This is a genomic window from Streptomyces sp. NPDC031466, from assembly GCF_055581265.1.
Genome location: NZ_JBVIJT010000006.1, coordinates 209,094 through 222,481, shown reverse-complemented (window position 1 = coordinate 222,481; position 13,388 = coordinate 209,094). Strand labels below are relative to the sequence as shown.

At 74.0% G+C, this 13,388-nt stretch carries 11 protein-coding genes; 7 read left to right on the top strand and 4 right to left on the bottom strand.

The genetic code is table 11. The features are described 5' to 3' along the window. Nucleotides 1-195: 195 nt before the first annotated feature. Both ACZ5GP_RS16290 and ACZ5GP_RS16285 read right to left on the bottom strand, forming a co-directional pair. Nucleotides 196-1,212 carry an EamA family transporter gene (locus tag ACZ5GP_RS16290; protein WP_468751456.1) on the bottom strand — a complete coding sequence of 339 codons (1,017 nt, stop codon included), beginning with the start codon at nt 1,210-1,212 and terminating at the stop codon, nt 196-198. Nucleotides 1,213-1,436: 224 nt separating this feature from the next. Next, a complete protein-coding gene (locus tag ACZ5GP_RS16285) occupies nt 1,437-4,337 on the bottom strand; it encodes an FAD-binding and (Fe-S)-binding domain-containing protein (protein WP_468751455.1) in 2,901 nt (966 codons plus the stop codon). A 222-nt stretch (nt 4,338-4,559) separates the two neighbouring features. Between ACZ5GP_RS16285 and ACZ5GP_RS16280 the strand changes: the two genes are divergently transcribed. The 7 genes from ACZ5GP_RS16280 to serC all read left to right on the top strand — a co-directional run bounded on the left by ACZ5GP_RS16280 (nt 4,560) and on the right by serC (nt 11,480). Next, nucleotides 4,560-6,209, top strand: coding sequence for a sensor histidine kinase (locus tag ACZ5GP_RS16280; protein WP_468751454.1), 1,650 nt, complete (start codon nt 4,560-4,562; stop codon nt 6,207-6,209). Continuing rightward, nucleotides 6,206-6,652, top strand: coding sequence for a roadblock/LC7 domain-containing protein (locus tag ACZ5GP_RS16275; protein ID WP_468751453.1), 447 nt, complete (start codon nt 6,206-6,208; stop codon nt 6,650-6,652). Before ACZ5GP_RS16280 ends, ACZ5GP_RS16275 begins: the two co-directional genes overlap by 4 nt. A 2-nt stretch (nt 6,653-6,654) precedes the next feature. Then, nucleotides 6,655-7,011: a DUF742 domain-containing protein gene (locus tag ACZ5GP_RS16270; RefSeq protein WP_468751774.1), complete on the top strand. Its 357-nt coding sequence runs from the start codon at nt 6,655-6,657 to the stop codon at nt 7,009-7,011. Beyond that, nucleotides 6,992-7,666, top strand: a complete 675-nt coding sequence (locus ACZ5GP_RS16265) for a GTP-binding protein (protein WP_468751452.1) — start codon at nt 6,992-6,994, stop codon at nt 7,664-7,666. The genes ACZ5GP_RS16270 and ACZ5GP_RS16265 overlap by 20 nt, the downstream gene beginning before the upstream one ends. Then, nucleotides 7,663-8,970 carry a cytochrome P450 gene (locus tag ACZ5GP_RS16260; protein WP_468751451.1) on the top strand — a complete coding sequence of 436 codons (1,308 nt, stop codon included), beginning with the start codon at nt 7,663-7,665 and terminating at the stop codon, nt 8,968-8,970. The genes ACZ5GP_RS16265 and ACZ5GP_RS16260 overlap by 4 nt, the downstream gene beginning before the upstream one ends. Continuing rightward, nucleotides 8,967-10,187: a cytochrome P450 family protein gene (locus tag ACZ5GP_RS16255; RefSeq protein ID WP_468751450.1), complete on the top strand. Its 1,221-nt coding sequence runs from the start codon at nt 8,967-8,969 to the stop codon at nt 10,185-10,187. Before ACZ5GP_RS16260 ends, ACZ5GP_RS16255 begins: the two co-directional genes overlap by 4 nt. 174 nt (nt 10,188-10,361) lie before the next feature. After that, the gene (gene serC, locus ACZ5GP_RS16250; RefSeq protein WP_468751449.1) at nt 10,362-11,480 is read left to right on the top strand and encodes a phosphoserine transaminase; all 1,119 of its coding nucleotides are present in this window, start codon (nt 10,362-10,364) and stop codon (nt 11,478-11,480) included. 69 nt (nt 11,481-11,549) lie between these two features. On the opposite strand, the gene ACZ5GP_RS16245 is transcribed toward serC, so the two are convergent. After that, complete coding sequence (locus ACZ5GP_RS16245; protein WP_468751448.1) at nt 11,550-12,380, bottom strand: ABC transporter permease; 831 nt, start codon at nt 12,378-12,380, stop codon at nt 11,550-11,552. Beyond that, nucleotides 12,377-13,384 carry an ATP-binding cassette domain-containing protein gene (locus tag ACZ5GP_RS16240; protein ID WP_468751447.1) on the bottom strand — a complete coding sequence of 336 codons (1,008 nt, stop codon included), beginning with the start codon at nt 13,382-13,384 and terminating at the stop codon, nt 12,377-12,379. The genes ACZ5GP_RS16245 and ACZ5GP_RS16240 overlap by 4 nt, the downstream gene beginning before the upstream one ends. Nucleotides 13,385-13,388 lie beyond the last annotated feature (4 nt).

The window sequence follows — 13,388 nt, the reverse complement described above, 5'->3', positions numbered from 1 at the left end:
CCAGCGTCGATGCCACCACAGCAACACTCCAGGACTACTGGTTCCGTGTGTGGGGAGAAACCGCCACAGCCCGGCACCCGGAACGATCCCGGCTCTGCCTGGTCGAAGAAGGCCGCATCGGTAAGAGCGGAACACCGACTCGGGTGCTCCGCTGGAAGCGGTCAACCGCAGACGGGGCAGGACTTGACCGTCCGCTCAGCCGCGCTCCGGCACCTTCCGCCGCCGACCCACCTGCGTCCGCACCGCACCCATGCTGGCCGCGATGACCAGGGCCACCGCGAGTGCCTCGGTCAGGGACAGGGCCTGGCTCAGGACGAGGAACCCGGCGAGGGACGCCAGCGCCGGTTCCAGGCTCATCAGGACCGCGAAGGTGTGCGCGGGGAGCCGCCGCAGCGCGACCAGCTCGAAGGTGTACGGCAGCACGGACGAGAGCACGGCGACGACCGCGCCGAGCGCCAGCGTGCCCGGCTCGACCAGCTTCGCCCCGGACTCGGCGATCCCGAGCGGCAGGAACAGCACCGCCGCGACCACCATCGCGAGCGCGAGCCCGTCGGCCTGCGGGAAGCGCCGCCCGGTGCGCGCGCTGAAGACGATGTACGCGGCCCACATGGCGCCGGCGCCGAGCGCGTAGGCGATACCGGCCGGGTCGAGGCCGCCGAAGCCCCCGCCGCCGCCGAGCAGGAAGACGCCGCAGAGCGCGAGCCCGGCCCAGACGAGGTTGACCGCGCGGCGCGAGGCGACGACGGAGAGCACGAGCGGCCCGAGCACTTCGAGGGTGACGGCGGGCCCCATGGGGATGCGGGCGACGGACTGGTAGAAGAGGCCGTTCATCCCCGCCATGGCCACGCCGAAGGCGACGACCGTGCCCCAGTCGGCGCGCGAGTGCCCGCGCAGCTTGGGGCGGCACACGGCGAGCAGGACGAGCGCGGCGAACACCAGGCGCAGCGTCACGATGCCGAGCGCCCCGGCGCGGGGCATCACGCTGACGGCGACAGCGCCGCCGAACTGCACGGAGACACAGCCGGCGAGGACGAGCCCGATGGGGCCGAACCTGGCGCGCAGGCCCTGAGGGGCCTCGGAAGTACCGGTGACCCAGGGAGCCCCGGAAGCCCCGGAGGCCTCGGCGGTCGTCGCCGCGCCGGCGACCTCCGGCTGCTGGGCCAGTACGGAGGCCGCCGCCGGTGCCGCTTGATCACTGCGCGAGACGTTCACGCCTGAGCCTTCCTGCCGTTGCCGCCATCCATGAGAAGTCCATCACGTTGGACTCTATCGTCCACTTTAATGGACTCAGACCGGAGGGGCGGAACGGTTTTTCCGCTGGCTGTCGCCACGCTCGCCGCCCGCGCCCACAAGTCGACGGTACGACCGCGCGCGGGAGGCGTGAAATGCCGATGGGGCTTCGGTTATGCACGGAGCGCATGAACGTGCGCCGGTGCTCACCGGGTGGGCCGAAGCGCCTCCGCGAGCACCTCCGCCAGATGCCGCCCCCGTACCCCGCCCAGCTGCTCCAGCTGCGTACGGCACGAGAACCCGTCGGCCAGCACCACCGCGTCGCCCGGTGCCCGGCGCACCGAGGGCAGCAGCTGCTCCTCGGCGCAGGCCGCCGACACCTCGTGATGGCCCCGCTCGAAACCGAAGTTCCCCGCGAGCCCGCAGCAGCCGCCGCTCAGCTCGCCCTCCAGGCCGGCCCGCGCCCGCAGTCGCCGCTCCGCCGCGTCGCCGAGGACCGCGTGCTGGTGGCAGTGCGTCTGACCGACCGCCGGACGGCCGACGCGCGGCGGGCGCCACCGCGGGGCCAGCTCGTCCAGGGCCTGCGCGAAGGTCCGCACCGACGCGGCGAGACGCCGGGCGCGCGGGTCGTCGCCCAGCAGTTCCACGAGGTCCGTCCGGAGCGCCGCCGCGCAGCTCGGCTCCAGGACGACGACCGGCAGGCCGTCCGTCAGCAGCGGCGCCATGCGGTCCAGCGTGGCGCGCAGCACCGCCCGCGCGCGATCGAGCTGCCCGGTCGAGACGTACGTGAGCCCGCAGCACACACCCCTGGGTGGCAGCGTGACCGTGAGCCCGGCCGCCTCCAGGACGTGTACGGCGGCCCGGCCCACGGACGGCGACAGATGCTCGGTGAAGGTGTCGGGCCACAGCACGACCGACGCCCCCCGCGCCCCCGGCACCCCCGGCTCCGGCTTCCGCGCCACCGCCATCGGCCGCCCCTGCCACCACCGGGTCAGCGTCCGCCGCGCCACCACCGGGACCGGCCGCTCCGGCGCGACGCCCGCGAGCCGCTTGCCGAGCGCCGCCAACGGGCCGATGCGGGCCAGGGCGTTGACGAGCGGGGCGGTGCGGGTGGCGGCGACGGCGCGCAGCCAGCGCGGCAGCCATCCCATCGCGTAGTGGGCGGCGGGCCTGCGTCTGCCCGCGTAGTGGTGGTGCAGGAACTCCGCCTTGTACGTGGCCATGTCGACGCCCACCGGACAGTCGGAGCGGCAGCCCTTGCAGGACAGGCAGAGGTCCAGCGCGTCCTTGACCTCGGTGGAGCGCCAGCCGTCCGTCACCACCTCGCCCGCCAGCATCTCGTGCAGCAGCCGCGCCCGGCCCCGCGTCGAATGCGCCTCCTCCCCCGTCACACGGAACGACGGGCACATGACCTCACCCGGCGAGGTCACCGTCGTCGTACGGCATTTGGCGACGCCGACGCAGCGCCGGACGGCCGCGGTGAAGTCGCCGCCGTCGTGGGGGTAGCCGAAGGCGACGTCGACAGGTTCGCGCGGCAGCGGCGCGAAGCGCAGATCGGCGTCGAGCGGCGCGGGCCGCACCAGGATGCCGGGATTGAGCAGCCCGGCCGGGTCCCAGGCGTCCTTCACGCGCTCGAAGAGGCGGACGAGTTCGGGCCCGTACATCTTCGGCAGCAGCTCCGCGCGGGCCTGCCCGTCGCCGTGCTCGCCGGACAACGACCCGCCGTGCGCCACGACGACCTCCGCCAGCTCCTCGGAGAAGCGGCGGAACCGCGCCACTCCTTCGGAGCTGATCAGGTCGAAGTCGACGCGTACGTGGATGCAGCCGTCCCCGAAGTGCCCGTACGGGGTGCCGCGCAGGCCGTGTTCGGCGAGCAGCGCCCGGAAGTCCCGCAGATAGGCGCCCAGCCGGGCCGGCGGCACCGCGCAGTCCTCCCAGCCGGGCCACGCCTCGCCCCCGTCGTCCGGCATGCGCGTGGCCGTCCCGGCGGCGTCCTCCCGCACCCGCCACAGCGCCCGCTGCCGCGCCGGGTCGTCGACGACCACGGCGTCGAGGACGTCGGCGGCGCGCACCACCCGGTCCGCACGCGCGCGTGCCTCGGCCGCGTTCGCCCCGCCCGTCTCCACGAACAGCCAGGCACCGCCCCTGGGCAGGGCGCCGCGCTGCGCGGGGTCGCGCACGAGGTCGGCGGCCATTCCCTCCACGGTGAGCGGCCCGTACGGCAGGAGGCCCGCCGCGGCCTCGGCGGCGGCGCTCTCGTCGGCGTACCCGAGGACGGCGAGCGCCCGTGCGCGGGGCGCCTCGACGAGCCGTACGACCGCTTCGGTGACGACGCCGAGCGTGCCCTCCGAGCCGCAGAACGCGCGGGCGAGGTCCACGCCGTGCTCGGGGAGCAGGGCGTCGAGGGCGTAGCCGGAGATGCGGCGGGGCAGGTCGGGGAAGCCGGTGCGCAGCAGGGCCAGGTGCGCCTCGATCAGCGGGCGCAGGGCGTCGGGCGCGCCGTCCCAGCCCCGGCCGAGCCGGACGGGACCGCGCTGCGGGCCGACGACCGTCAGCCCGTGGATGTTGTCGGCCGTGGTTCCCCAGGCCACGGAGTGCGACCCGCAGGAGTTGTTCCCGATCATCCCGCCGAGCGTGCACCGGCTGTGCGTGGCCGGGTCGGGTCCGAACGTCAGGCCGTACGGGGCCGCGGCGGCCCGCAGGTCGTCCAGGACGACGCCCGGTTCCACGACGGCCGTGCGCGCCCCGGGGTCCAGGGAGACGACGCGGTTCATCCGCCGGGTGAAGTCCAGGACGACGCCGACGCCCGTGGCCTGCCCGGCGATCGAGGTGCCCGCGCCGCGCGCCACGACCGGTACCGCGCGCCGCCGGCACACCTCCAGCGCCGCCGCCACGTCGTCGGCGTCGTGGGGGGCCACCACGGCGGCGGGCACCCGGCGGTAGTTGGAGGCGTCCATGGTGTGCAGGGCGCGCGCCGTCACGGAGAGGTCCACGGGGCCGCGTACGGCCGCGCGCAGCTCCCGCTCCAGGCCACCGGGATCGCCAGGGGCAGCGCCGTCGAAATCGCCGCCGGGATCGCCGCCGAGGTCACCGTCGAGAGGGCTCATGCGGTCCAGGATGCCCCTGCCCCCGACCGCCGCGGGCACCCCGCCGCTCCCGATATGTCACGATCCGGAACGGAACATTCCCACTACATGCATCAACTCTCCTATAGTGGCCAGAACTTGAGCAGTGCCCCGGACAAGACCGAGCAAGTTCGAGCAGAGTGTGTCGCTTCCGATCGAGGACCCCGATTGATGACCGCGCCAACCCCCCTAGCGCGCCCCGGGATGGAGCGCCCTCCGCTGCGCCCCTCCGTATACGTCCTACTGGCCTGCCTCCTCGTCACCGCGGTGCTCGCCGGCACGGCCGTCACGCTCGCGCCCGCGTCCGCACGGACCCCGCTGGCCTGGGGCGCCGGCGCCGCGGCACTCGCGCTCAGCGCCGCCGTGACCGTCGCCTGCCACGCCCTGCGCGGGCAGGCGCTGGCCCGCCGCCGGCTGGCCACCGAGCGGCAGAAGAGCGCGCGGCTCCAGCAGGAACAGGCGCTTCGGTCGGCCGAGTTCACCCAGGAACACGCCCGCCTCACGGCCGCGCACGCGCTTGAGGTGACCGACCTCACCACCGAGAACGCCCGGGTACGGGAGGAACTGACCTCCGCGCACGCCCGGGCGCGGGCGGAACTCACCGCCGAGAACACCCGCCTGCGGTCCGAGCTGACCGCCGAGAACACCCGGGTGCGCGCCGAACTGACGCGCCGCGCCCGCGCCGCCGAGTCCGAGCGCGCCGCCGCGCTCGCCGCCTGCGCCAACGCGGCGGGCCGCATGCAGGCGCTGGCCACCGGCATGCTCGCCGACCTGCGCGAGATGGAGGGCAGGCACGCCGACGAGGACGTCCTCACCGACCTCCTGCACCTGGACCACAGGACCGCGCAGGCCGGCCGGATCGCGGACTCGGTGGCGGTCCTCACCGGCGCCCGCTCGGGCCGCCGCTGGGCCCGACCCATCGTCATGGAGTCGATCCTGCGCGGCGCGATGGGCCGCATCGGCGGCTACCAGCGGGTGCGCGTCCACTCGGCCAGCGAGGTCGCGGTCGCGGGCCACGCCGCCGAGGGCGTCATGCACGCCCTGGCCGAGATCCTGGACAACGCGGCGAACTTCTCGCCGCCCACCTCCGAGGTGCACGTCTACATCGAGGACGTCGCGGCCGGCGTCATCGTCTCCGTCGAGGACAGCGGCCTGGTGATGGGCCCGGTGCAGCAGCGCCGCGCCGAGCGCGCCGTGTCCGGCGAGGCGACGGGCCTCGGCGGTCTGACCGGTACGCGCCTCGGCCTCGCGGTGGTGGGCAGGCTGGCCCGCAAGTACGGCCTGACGGTGTCGTTCCGCCCCTCGGCGCGCGGCGGCACCGGCGTACTCCTGCTGATCCCGCACGAGCTGCTCTCCCGCCCCTCGGACGCGACCCGGCCCCTCGCCACCACGCCCGCGCAACTCCCGCCGGCCACCCCGGCGACGCCGGGCACCCCGGCGACCCCCGTCGCCGCGCCCGCGCAGCTGCCGACCACCCCGCCGCCGCCCCCGGGCACCCCCGCGCCGGCCCCCGCACACGTGTCTCCCGCCGCCGCGCCCGCGTCCCCGGCCGCCCCCGTCGACGCCGACCCGACTGCGGCCCAGGACCCGGCGCCGGAGGCGGTGGTCGCGCCCGAGGCACCCCTCCCCAAGCGGCGTCGCGGTCGTACGCTCGCCGCCGCCGAGCGGGGCCGGCTCGACAGCGACACCGGGGAGAACCCCCGGCCGCGCCCCGCCGGTGCCGCGAGCACCGCGGCCCGTTTCAGCAGCTTCCGCCAGGCCGTCCGTACCCCCGCCCCGGACACCACCGATCCGTCGGGCGGCCCGGAGACCCCCGCCCCTGCCCAGCACCCGGAAGGCGACATCCCCCGATGACGACCGGCACCACGCCCGCCCCCACCACCGACGACAAGCTCACCTGGCTCCTGGTGGGCCTCCTGGAGCGCACCCCCGGCGCCCGCCACGCCCTCGTGCTCTCCCGGGACGGCCTGAAGCTGTGCCGCACCCCGGAGCTCTCCGTCGACCAGGCCGACCAGCTCGCCGCGATCGCCGCCGGCATCCAGTCCCTGTCGCACGGCGCGTCCGCCGAGTTCGGCGACGGCACCGGCGGGGTCCGCTCGGCGATGGCCGAGTTCTACGGCGGCATCCTCTTCATCGTCGAGGCCGGCGAGGGCGCGCACCTCGCGGTGATCGCCGCCGAGGACGCCGACGCGGGTCTGGTCGGGCACACCATGAGCGAGCTGGTCGAGCAGCTCGGCGAGCATCTGCGCGCGGCGCCCCGCGGCGCCGGCGGCCCCGGCGGCCGGCCCACCGCATGAGCGTGGGCCGCCCCGGCAGGGACGACTCCCCCGACCGGCTGTACACCCTCACCCAGGGCCGCAGCCGGTCGGCGCCCGACGCCCCGTTCGACCTGGTGACGCTCGTCGTCGCCGAGTGCGACCCGGTGCCCGGCATGCAGTCGGAGCACGCCGCGATCCTGCGGATGTGCCGCCTGCCGACGGCGGTCGTGGAGATCGCCGCCGAGCTCGGCCTGCCGGTGAGCATCACCCGCATCCTGCTGTCCGACCTGCTCGACGCGGGCCGTGTCAGCGCCCGCCACCCCCGCTCGGGCCCCGCCCACAGCCTTCCCGATCCCGAACTCCTGGAGCAGGTGCTCGTTGGACTCCGCAACCTCTGACCGCACGCCGGCCGGCACCGGCCGAAGAGCGCCGGCAGCGACCGCCGACAACGGCCTGAAGATCGTCGTGGTCGGCGGATTCGGCGTCGGCAAGACGACCCTGGTCCGCTCGGTCAGCGAGATCCGCCCCCTCAACACCGAGGAGACGATGACGCAGGCCGGCCGGGGCATCGACGAGACGGGCGGCCTGGCGGGGCTGCGCGCCAAGACGGCCACCACGGTCGCCTTCGACTTCGGCCGCATCACCCTCGACGCGCACAACGTCCTCTACCTCTTCGGCGCCCCCGGCCAGGAGCGCTTCTGGTTCCTGTGGGACCGGCTCTTCGCCGGCACGCTCGGCGCGGTCGTCCTGGTGGACACGCGGCGCCTCGCGGACTCCTGGTACGCCATCGACCGCCTGGAGCGCCACGGCACGCCGTTCATCGTGGCCCGCAACGACTTCGGCGGGCCCGCGCACACCACCGAGCAGCTGCGCGAGGCGCTCGACCTCGACCCGCACGTGCCGCTCGTGGACTGCGACGCGCGTTCGCGCACCTCCAGCAAGGACGTGCTGATCGCGCTCGTGGAGCACCTGAAGACGCTGTACGCCGCTCAGCGAGATGCCGCGCCGCGGCATGCCGCACCGCAGAACGCCCCTCTGGAGTACGCCCCGTGACCTGCCCCGTGACCGGCGCCGCACCCTCTCCCGTGCCGCTCTCCGGCCCCCGGTTCGCCGCCGAACCCGCGCAGCTGTACCGGGAGATGCGCCGGGACCACGGCCCGGTGGCGCCCGTGCTGCTCGACGGCGACATACCGGCCTGGCTGGTGCTCGGCTACCGCGAACTGCACCAGGTCACCGGCGACCCGGTGCTGTTCAGCCGCGACTCCGAGCTGTGGAACCAGTGGCCGAACATCCCCGCCGACTGGCCGCTGCTGCCGATGATCGGCCACCGCCAGCCGTCCATCCTCTACACGGTCGGCGAGCGGCACACCCGGCGCGCCGCGGTGATCGCGCACGCCCTCGAAGAGGTCGACCCGAGCGAACTGAAGGCGCACGCCGAGACGTTCGCGGACGAGCTGATCGACCGGTTCTGCGGCAAGGGCGCCGCGGACCTCGTCGCCCAGTACGCCATGCTGCTGCCGGTGCGCGTCCTGGCCCGCGTCTACGGCTTCCCCGACGAGGAGGGTCCCGCCCTCGTCACGGCCATGAACGACATGATCGACGGCCGGGAGCGGGCGCTGGCGGGCCAGCAGCATCTGGCGTCGTCGATGGTGCGCCTCATCGCCGACAAGCACGAGGCGCCGGGCGAGGACGTGGCCTCGTACATGCTCCACCACGGGCAACCGAACGCCACCGGCCAGCCGGACGCGACCGGGCAGGCGTACGTGGACGGGCAGGCGGACGCCTTCAGCGACGAGGAGATCGCCCAGGACCTCATGGTGATGATGGCGGCGGGCCACCAGCCGACGGCGGACTGGATCGGCAACTCGCTGCGGCTGATGCTCACCGACGACCGGTTCGCCGCGTCCCTCTTCGGCGGCCGGCACAGCGTCGCCGAGGCGATGAACGAGGTCCTGTGGGAGGACACCCCGACGCAGAACGTCGCCGGCCGCTGGGCCTCGCGCGACACCCGGCTCGGCGGGCGCCCCATCGGCGCCGGCGACCTGCTGCTGCTCGGCCTCGGCGCCGCCAACAGCGACCCGCTGGTGCGCACCGACGGTTCGGCGCTGACCGGCGGCAACAGCGCCCACTTCGCGTTCGGCCACGGCGAGCACCGCTGCCCCTTCCCGGCCCAGGAGGTCGCGGAGGTCATCGCGCGGACGGGCATCGAGGTGCTCCTCGACCGGCTGCCCGACCTCGACCTGGCCGTCCCGGCGGGCGACCTGACGCGCCGCCCCTCTCCCTGGCTGCGCGGTCTGACCGACCTGCCGGTGCGCTTCACCCCGACCCCGACCTCAGCGTTTGGAGACCTCAGATGACCGCGAGACCCGGCAGGATCGCCCTCGACCCGTTCGTCACCGACCTGGACGGGGAGAGCGCCCGGCTGCTCGCGGCGGGCCCGCTCGCCGAGGTGGAACTGCCGGGCGGCGTGCCGGTGTGGGCGGTCACGCACCACGCGGAGGCCCGCCAACTGCTCACCGACAAGCGGCTGGTGAAGGACATCGAGGTGTGGGGCGCGTGGCGGCGCGGCGAGATCCCCGCCGACTGGCCGCTGATCGGTCTCGCCAACCCCGGGCGTTCCATGCTGACGGTGGACGGCGAGGAGCACCGCCGGATGCGCTCGCTGGTCGCGCAGGCGCTGACGCCGCGCCGCGTGGAGCGGATGCGCGAGCGCGTCACCGAGCTGACGCACGGCCTGCTCGACAGGCTGTCCGCGTCGGGCTCCGACGTGGTGGACCTGAAGGCGGAGTTCGCCTACCCGCTGCCCATGTACGTCATCAGCGACCTGATGGGCATCGACGAGGCCGACCACCCCCGCCTCAAGGTCCTGTTCGACAAGTTCTTCTCCACGCAGACGCCGCCGCAGGAGGTCCTGGCGACCCTCGGCGAGCTGGCGGCCATGATGGGCAAGGTCGTGGCGGCCCGCCGGGAGAAGCCGGGCGACGACCTGACGAGCGCGCTGATCCAGGCCTCGGAGGGCGGCGACCACCTCACCGACCAGGAGATCGTCTCCACGCTCCAGCTGATGGTCGCGGCGGGCCACGAGACGACGATCTCCCTCATCGTGAACGCGGTCGTGAACCTCTGCGCGCACCCCGAGCAGCTCGCCCTCGTCCTGTCCGGCCAGGTCGGCTGGGACGCGGTGGTCGAGGAGACGCTGCGCCACTCCACACCGACCTCGCACGTCCTGATCCGCTTCGCCGCACAGGACGTCCCGGTCGGGGACAAGGTGATCCCGAAGGGCGACGCGCTGATCGTCTCCTACGGCGCGATAGGCCGCGACGAGCAGGCCCACGGCCCGACGGCCGCCGCCTTCGACCTCACCCGCACGTCCCCCACCCGCCACATCTCCTTCGGCCACGGCCCGCACGTGTGCCCCGGCGCGGCGCTCTCCCGCCTGGAGGCGGGCGTGGCCCTCCCGGCGCTCTACGCCCGCTTCCCCCACCTGACCCTGGCGGTCCCCCCCGCGGACCTCCACCACAAGCCGGTGGTGACCCAGAACGACCTGTACGCCTTGCCGGTACGACTCAACTGAGGCAAATCCAGTTCTCCACCTGATTTCAGCCGCGGGGGCCCAAATCCAGCCCCTCCGGCGTTTGAGGAGCGGGGTCCGGGGCAGCGCCCTGAGGCGGCACCTCGACCCCCGGGGACGGATCTCACCCGCCGGACACCAAAGGAACCCCGTGCCCTGAGCCGCTAGGCTCCTGCCGTGGCTGAGATCCGGATTCCCGCTGACATGAAGCCCGCCGACGGACGTTTCGGCGCGGGCCCCTCCAAGGTGCGGACGGAGGCGCTGGACGCCCTGGCCGCCACCGGCACCTCCCTCCTCGGTACGTCCCACCGCCAGGCGCCGGTCAAGAACCTGGTCGGCCGGGTGCGCGAGGGCGTCAAGGACCTCTTCTCCCTCCCCGAGGGGTACGAGGTCGTCCTCGGCAACGGCGGTTCCACCGCGTTCTGGGACGTGGCGACGCACGGCCTGATCGAGAACAAGTCGCAGCACCTGAGCTTCGGCGAGTTCTCCTCCAAGTTCGCGAAGGCGGCCAAGCTCGCCCCGTGGCTGGCCGAGCCCACCGTGCTCACGAGCGACCCGGGCACGCACCCGGAGCCGAAGGCGGAGGCGGGCGTCGACGTCTACGCCTTCACGCACAACGAGACCTCGACCGGTGTCGCCGCTCCCGTCGAGCGCGTCGCGGGCGCCGACGCCGGCTCCCTCGTCCTGGTGGACGCCACGTCCGGCGCGGGCGGCCTGCCGGTCGACATCGCCGAGACGGACGTCTACTACTTCGCCCCGCAGAAGTCGTTCGCCTCGGACGGCGGTCTGTGGATCGGCGTGTTCTCCCCGGCGGCGATCGAGCGCGCCGAGCGCGTCCACGCGTCCGGCCGGCACGTCCCGGAGTTCTTCAGCCTGCCCACGGCGATCGACAACTCCCGCAAGAACCAGACGTACAACACCCCCGCGCTCGCCACGCTCTTCCTGCTCGGCGAGCAGCTGGAGTGGATGAACTCCCAGGGCGGCCTGGAGTTCACGACCGGCCGCACGGCGGCGTCCTCGCGGACGCTGTACGGCTGGGCGGAGGAGTCGAAGTACGCGACGCCGTTCGTCACGGACCCGGCCAAGCGCTCGCAGGTCATCGGCACGATCGACTTCGCGGACGAGATCGACGCCGCGGCGGTCGCCAAGGCCCTGCGGGCCAACGGCATCGTGGACACCGAGCCGTACCGCAAGCTGGGCCGCAACCAGCTGCGGGTGGCGATGTTCCCGGCGATCGACCCGGCGGACATCGAGGCACTGACCAAGTGCGTCGACTACGTCATCGAGAAGCTCTAGCGCTGCGCCGCGCGACCGGCCGCGGGTGCGCCGTGGCCGGTCGCGCAGTTCCCCCGCCCCTGGCGGGGCCTATCGGCTCAGCTGCCTGAACCTCCGTACCGCCAGCGGCAGGAAGACCAGCGAGATCACGATCGGCCACACCACGGCCATCAGGACGGCATGCTGCTCGACCCAGCTCCCGCCCCCCGCGCCCGGGTTGCCGAACAGCTCCCGGATGGCCGTACCCGTCGAGGAGACGGGGTTCCACGCGGCGACCGGCGCCAGCCAGTCCGGCATCAGCGACGGCGCCACGAACACGCTGGAGATCATCGTGAGCGGAAACGCGACCGCGTAGAGACCGCCCGCGGCTTCCGGTGTCGGCACGACGAGGCCGAGGTAGACCCCGACCCAGATCAGGCTGAACCGCAGGAACAGCAGCAGCCCGAAGGCGAGGGCGGTGTCCAGGGGCCCGGCGCTGGAGCGCCAGCCGATGGCGAGGGCGGTCAGCGCGAGGATGGCGAGTTCCGCGCAGGCCACGACGAGGTCGGCGACCCCCCGCCCGGACGCCACCGCCGAGGGCGCCATCGGCATCGAGCGGAAGCGGTCGATGACGCCCTTGGAGGCGTCGGTGACGACGGCCATGGCGGTGTTCATGAAGCCGAACGCCATCGTCATCACGAACATGCCGGGCATCAGGAACTGCTGGTAGTCGCCGTCCTTCCCGTCGCCCGGCACCTTCATGGCCTCGCCGAAGACGAAGCCGTAGAGGAGGACGGAGATGATCGGGAAGCCCAGCTGCCAGGCGATGGTGACGGGCTGGCGCAGGAAGTGCGTGAGGTAGCGGCGGGCGATGTTCCCGCAGTCGGCGAGGGCCCAGAAGAGCCGGCCGTGCGAGGTGTCGGCGGTGAGGGCGACGCTCATGCGGCGATCTCCTTCTCCGGGTCGGCGACGGGGGCGTGGGTCCGGGAGGCGTGGGCCTGGGAGGCGTGGCCGGTCAGGCGCAGGAACACGTCGTCCAGGCTGGGCCTGCGCAGGCCGATGTCCTCGACGGCGATCCCGTCGTCCTGGAGGGTGCGCGCGACCTCCGTGAGGGCGGCGACCCGGTCCGTCACGGCGGCCTGGACGCGGCGCTCCGCGTCGACGACGAGCGGCTCGCCGGCGCAGACCCGGGTGACGGCCTTGGCGGCGGCGGGCAGGTCGGCGACGTCGCGCACCACGACGTCGAGGTGGCTGCCGCCGACGGTGTTCTTCAGTCCGTCCGGGGTGTCGTCGGCGATGGCGCGGCCGCGATCGATGACGGTGATGCGGGAGGCGAGCCGGTCGGCTTCCTCCAGGTACTGGGTGGTGAGCAGCACGGTCGTGCCGCGCGCCACCAGGTCCCGCACGCTGTCCCACACTTCGAGGCGGCTGCGGGGGTCGAGTCCGGTGGTCGGCTCGTCGAGGAAGAGCACGGCGGGCGCGAGGATCATCGACGCGGCGAGGTCGAGCCTGCGCCGCATGCCGCCGCTGTACTGACCGGCGCCCTTGTCCGCCGCGTCCTGGAGGTGGAACTGCTCCAGGAGTTCCTGGGCGCGCCGGGCGGCCCGCCGGGCGCCGAGGTGGAAGAGGCGGCCGAACATCTCCAGGTTCTGCCGCCCGGTGAGGATCTCGTCCACGGCGGCGTACTGGCCGGTGAGGCCGATGCGGGACCGGACCAGCGCGGGCTCGCGCGCCACGTCGGCGCCGGCCACCTCGGCGCGGCCGCCGTCGGGCCGCAGCAGGGTGGCGAGGATACGCACGGCAGTGGTCTTGCCCGCGCCGTTGGGGCCGAGCAGGCCGTGCACCGTGCCCTGCCGGACGCGCAGGTCGAAGCCGTCCAGCGCGTACTTGTCCCCGTACCGCTTCTGGAGCCCCTCGGCTCGTACCGCCAAGCCGTTCCCGTTCATGTAC